We start from the raw sequence: 5,863 nt of genomic DNA on the forward strand, positions 1-5,863 counted from the left end.
CCCTGCGCCTGGCCAACGGGGCGCTGGAATTCGAGCTGATGTCCGGGGCCGAGCAGGCCGATGCCATGCTCGCCCAGCTGGAGCAGCAGCGCGCGGCCCTGCAGTCGGCGCGCGACCGCGAGCAGGCGCTGCCCGCTTTTTCCGAACGGGTGATGGACACCGTGGGCAGCGTCGTCATCGTGCTGGATGCCCAGGGGCGGCTGCGGCGTTGCAACAGCCGCGCCCGCGAGACCTTGCGGCCCCTGGCGGACGGCGACAGCGTGGACCAGCTGCTGCATGCCGAGGACCAGATGCGGCTGGCCGGTGAGTTGCCACCGCTGCCCTGGCCGGTGCAGTCGGTGCTGTTCGAGCAGGTGCGCCGACATGGCCATTACCGCGCCGAACATCGGCTGGCCCTGCGCGACGGAGGCTACCGCCACCACCTGATCGAGGCGGTGCAGCTGTACAGCGCCCAGGGCAAGGAGGAGGGCGCGGTCATCACCGGGGCCGACATCGGCCTGCTCAAGCAGAAGGAGGCCGAGCTGCTGGCCAGCGACGCCCGCTTCAAGGACGCCGAGAGCGTGGCCCATCTGGGCAGTTGGGAGCTCGACCCGGTGAACGAGCGCATGAAGTGGTCGGCCGAGACCCGGGCCCTGCTCGATGCCTCGCCCGACACCGACCCCAGCCTGTCGGCGCTGTTCTCCGCCATCCACCCCGAGGACCGCCTGTCCGGTGCCCAGGCCTTCATGGAGGCGCTGGCCGCGCGGCGCAGCTGCGACCTGGAGTTCCGCATCGACACCCGCGACGGCACGCTGCGCTGGGTCCATCTGCGGGCCAGCCTGCAGGCGCTGCCGGGCCAGGGCCTGCGCGGCGTGGGCACGGTGCAGGACATCACCGCCCGCCGCCGGGTGGAGGACGAGCTGCGCCTGGCGGCCACCGTGTTCGACGCCAGCCTCAATGCCGTGCTGATTGCCGACGCCGAGGGCCGCATCCGCAAGATCAACCGCGCCTTCACCGCCATCCTGGGCTATGAGGAGGCCGACGTGCTGGGCCGCAGGCCCAGCGTGATGCAGTCCGGCCAGCACGCGGTCAGCTTCTATCAGGACCTCTGGGGCCAGTTGCTGGAAAGCGGCCACTGGGAGGGCGAGGTGCTCAACCGCCACCGCGACGGACTCGTCGTCTCGATCTGGGAAAGCATCACCGCGGTGCGGGACGAGCAGGGGGCGATCAGCCACTACATCGGCATCTTCTCGGACATCTCCGAGCAGAAGGCCCAGGCCCGGCGCATCCACCAACTGGCCTATTACGACGCGCTGACCGGCCTGCCCAACCGCACCCTGCTGATGGACCGCTGCCGCCAGGCGTTGTCGCGCGCCAAGCGGGCCCACAGCCACCTGGCCATGCTCTTCATGGACCTGGACCGCTTCAAGCACATCAACGACAGCCTGGGCCACCCGGTGGGCGACGCCCTGCTGCAGGCCGTGGCGCGCCGCCTGCAACAGGCCGTGCGCGACACCGACACCGTGGCCCGCCTGGGCGGCGACGAGTTCGTGGTACTACTGGAGAACGTCGAATCGACGCTGGATGTCGATGCCAGCGTGCAGCGCATCCTGCAGGCCTTCCGCGAGCCCTTCGTGCTGGAGGGGCACAGCCTGTCGGTGGGGACCACCGTGGGCGTGAGCCTCTACCCCGAACATGGCGCTGACGTCACCAGCCTGTTCAAGTTCGCCGATCTGGCGCTGTACCAGGCCAAGGAATCGGCCCGCGGCGGCTACCGCCTGTTCGAGCCCCGACTCAACGAGCAGGCCCTGGACCGCATGCGCCTGGAAAGCGACCTGCGCCGCGCCCTGGAGCGCCAGGAGTTCCAGCTGCACTACCAGCCGGTCTTCACCTTGGCCGACCGCCAGCTGGTGGGCGCCGAGGCCTTGCTGCGCTGGACCCACCCCGAGCGGGGCCCGGTGTCGCCCGCCGAGTTCATTCCGGTGGCCGAGGACAGCGGGCTCATCATCCCCATCGGAGCCTGGGTGCTGGAAGAGGCCTGCCGCCAGGCCCGCGCCTGGCTGGACCAGGGCCTGGCCATCGGCGTCATCGCCGTCAACGTGGCGGGTCTGCAGATCCAGCGCGGCGACCTGGCTGAGACGGTGGCCGCGGTGCTGGCCCGCACCGGCCTGCCGGCCGAGCGCCTGGAGCTGGAGATCAGCGAGTCCTACATCATGCGGCACGCCGAGCGCGACCTGCGCCAGCTGGCCCAGCTGCGCGAGCTGGGGGTGGCGCTGGCCATCGACGACTTCGGCACCGGCCAGACCTCGCTGAGCCACCTCTGGCGGCTGCCGCTGTCCAAGCTCAAGGTGGACCGCGCCTTCATCAAGGACCTGGAGCGCGATACCGCCGGCGCCACCGTGACCCGGGCGGTGATCGGCCTGGGCCATGGCCTGGGCTTCGTGGTGCAGGCCGAGGGCGTGGAAACCGAAGCCAGGCCGCCTTCCTGACCGCGCACGGCTGCGACCTGGTGCAAGGCTTCGGCTTTGCCCGGCCCATGCCGGCGGCGGGCTTTGCCCAACGCTGTGCCGAGGCGACCCGGGGAAACCCGGGTTGCGTCGCGGAAAAGCCCGGCTCTCCAAAATCAGGGTAAACGCCTAATCTCTGCTGCAAAACCTTGAGAAGTGAAAGGTCTTGCACCATGAGAGAACACACAGGCCCTCGTCGTCGTCGCCTGGCCCTGGGCGCCGCCGCCGCCATCGTCGTCGTGGGTGCGATCGCTGCCGTCTGGATGGCGCGTCCTCCCCGGCTGGATGAGACCAAGACGCCCGGCTTCAGCGGCACGGCCGACCCCGCCCTGGTGGCCAGGGGCCGCTACGTGGCCCAGCTGGGCGATTGCGTCGCCTGCCACACCGCCCCCGGGGGGGCCGAGCTGGCCGGGGGCCGTGCGCTGGAGACCCCCTTCGGCACGATCTACTCCACCAACATCACCGCGGACAAACAGCACGGGCTGGGCAACTGGAGCTACGCCGCCTTCGACCGGGCCATGCGCCACGGCGTGACGGCCAAGGGGCGTCGCCTCTATCCAGCCATGCCCTACCCGTCCTACGCCAAGATGAGCGACGAGGACATGGCGGCGCTGTGGGCCTATCTGCGCCAGGGCGTGCCGGTGGTCGACCAGTCCAACAAGCCCTTGGGCATGCATTTCCCCTTCAACCAGCGCTGGGGCCTGGCCTACTGGGATGCGCTGTTCGCCGACACCACCCCCTTCGTGCCCAACCCGCAGAAGGACGCCATCTGGAACCGCGGCGCCTACCTGGTGCAGGGCCTGGGCCACTGCGGCGCCTGCCACACCCCGCGCGGCATCGGCTTCCAGGAGCTGGCCATGAGCGACCTGGGTTCCAAGGGGCATCTGTTCCTCTCGGGGGCCCAGGTGGAACATTGGAATGCGGTGAACCTGCGTGACCTGTGGACCGTGCCCGACACCGTCGAGTTGCTCAAGACCGGGCAGAACCGCTTTGCCACCGCCTCGGGCAGCATGACTGACGTGATCCTGCATTCCACGCAATATGTCAGCGATCCGGATCTGACAGCCATTGCCACCTACCTGAAGTCCTTGCCCACGGACCAGCCCCGGGCGGCCTTGCCCGCGCCGGTGGCGGCCTCGGCCACGCCTGCTGCCACCCCGGTGGCGGCCTACACCAGCCGGGGTGGCTTGGGCTACGTGCAGTTCTGCACCGACTGCCACCGGGCTGACGGTGGCGGTGTGAAGGGCGTGTTCCCGGCCCTGGCCGGCAACCCGACCGTGGCAGCCCAGGACCCGGCCACACTGATCCACATCGCGCTCACGGGCTGGAAGACCGCTTCCACCGGCGCCCACCCACGCACCTACACCATGCCGGCCTTCGCCCGTCTGAGCGACGCCGAGATCGCCGACATCCTGAGCTATGTGCGGGCCAGCTGGGGGCAGGGCGCCGGCGCGGTGGATGCCGCCGCGGTGGCCGATGCCCGCAAGAGCCTGGACCCGAAGATCGACAAGACGCCCTTCGAGACCCCGCGCCTGGCCCAGTTGCTGGACGCGCCCAATGCCGCGCAACTGGTGCGGGGCATGCGGCTCAATGCCGAGACCCACATCCTGCTGCCCAAGAACGTGGGCAACGACCTGAACTGCACCTCCTGCCACCTGAATGCGGGCACGGTGGCCGATGGCTCGCCCTACGTCGGGGTGTCGGCCTTCTTCCCCTCGTATGCACCGCGCGCCGGCAAGGTCATCACGATGGAAGATCGCATCAACGGCTGCTTCCGCCGCTCGATGAACGGCAAGCCGCTGCCGCCCGATTCGGACGACATGAAGGCCATGGTGGCCTACTTCGACTGGATGAAGGGCCACACCCAGAAGGAAGACAAGGTGCCCGGCCGCGGCGTGGGCAAGGTCGATCCGAAGCTCGTGCCCAATGTGGCCCACGGCGAGAAGGTCTATGGCGCCCAATGCGCCGTCTGCCACGGCCAGAACGGCGAAGGCCTGAAGGACGCGGCCGGCCGCACCGTCTACCCGCCGCTGTGGGGTGATCGCTCCTTCAACATCGGCGCCGGCATGGCCCGTACCTACACCGCGGCTGCCTTCGTCAAGCGCAACATGCCCATCGGCTTCCACGAGAAGTTCCCGCTGGGCCAGGGCGGCCTGTCGGAGCAGGACGCGGTGGACGTGGCCGAGTACTTCACCCACCAGGACCGTCCCGACTTCCCTGACAAGGTCAAGGACTGGCCGAAGGACCCCAAGCCCAAGGATGCACGCTACTGATCCTCGCCAACTCCGTCAGGCCACTGAGACCCCGGCCTGTTCGGCCGGCCGCCCGCCCAGGTGGCCGGCCTTTTTGCCTTGCTGTGCTAGCGTGAACCCTGTGCTGCGCTCCCTGCTTGTCCCCCTCCTGACCCTGGCCGCGGCGACCGGCACGCCGGTGGCGGCCCAGGCCGACACCGTGCGCATCGCGGTGCTGGCCTTCCAGGGCTCGGAGCGCGCCGCCAAGGATTTCGAGCCCACGCTGGCCCAGCTCAACGCCGCGCTGCCGCAGCACCATTTCGAGTTGGCCGCGCTGGACCCGGCCGGCATCGAGCTGGCGGTGGCCGAGCACACGGTGGATTTCGTCGTCACCAACCCGGGCGACTATGTGGAGCTGGAGGCCGGCCACGGCGTCACCCGCCTGGCCACGCTGGAAAGCCGCGACCATGCCGTGCCCACCGACACCGTGGGCTCCATCGTCATCACCCCCAACCGGGCGGGCCACCCCACGCGCTTTGCCGATCTGGCCGGGCGCCGGCTGGCCGTGGTCTCGCCCGATGCCTTCGGCGGCTGGCGCGTCGTCTGGCGCGAAATGGACCAGGCTGGCGTGCCGCCCGAGCGCCTGCAGGCCCTGGTGAGCATCGGCTTTCCGATGGCCTCCGTCATCACCGCGCTGCGCGAGGGCCGGGCCGATGCCGGGGTGCTGCGCACCTGCCTGCTGGAAGAGGAGATCGCGGCCGGCCGGGTGCGGCCCGACGAGTTCGCCGTGGTGGCCGAACAGCCGCCCAGCGGCTTTCCCTGCCGGCTGTCCTCGCGCCTGTACCCGGACTGGCCCTTTGCCCGCCTGGCCGGCACCCCGCCGGACCTGGCCAAGGCGGTGACCGCCGCCTTGCTGACCATGTCGCCGGTGGACGGCCGTGCCTGGACCGCGCCGCAGGACTACACCAGCGTCCACGCGCTGTTTCGCGAGCTGCACATCGGCCCCTATGCCTACCTGGGCCACACCACGCTGGGCGGCATCCTGCGCGAGCACTGGCCCTGGTTCGTCTTCGCGGCGCTGGCCGGGCTGTGGTGGGTCTTCCACGTGGTGCGGGTGGAGACCCTGGTGCGCCGGCGCACCGCCGA

At 70.1% G+C, this 5,863-nt stretch carries 3 protein-coding genes; all 3 read left to right on the forward strand.

All coding sequences use genetic code 11. The features are described from left to right. A partial coding sequence (locus tag I73_RS34575) for a bifunctional diguanylate cyclase/phosphodiesterase (protein WP_051049121.1) occupies positions 1-2,468 on the forward strand: 2,468 nt, incomplete at its 5' end. A 281-nt stretch (positions 2,469-2,749) separates the two neighbouring features. Then, positions 2,750-4,759, forward strand: coding sequence for a c-type cytochrome (locus I73_RS07940; protein WP_374701947.1), 2,010 nt, complete (start codon positions 2,750-2,752; stop codon positions 4,757-4,759). Positions 4,760-4,850: 91 nt separating this feature from the next. Further along, positions 4,851-5,863: phosphate/phosphite/phosphonate ABC transporter substrate-binding protein (locus tag I73_RS07945; protein ID WP_234409445.1), on the forward strand; the 1,013-nt coding region annotated here is incomplete at its 3' end.

This window comes from Ideonella sp. B508-1 (assembly GCF_000333615.1).
Classification (GTDB): Bacteria; Pseudomonadota; Gammaproteobacteria; order Burkholderiales; family Burkholderiaceae_C; genus Ideonella.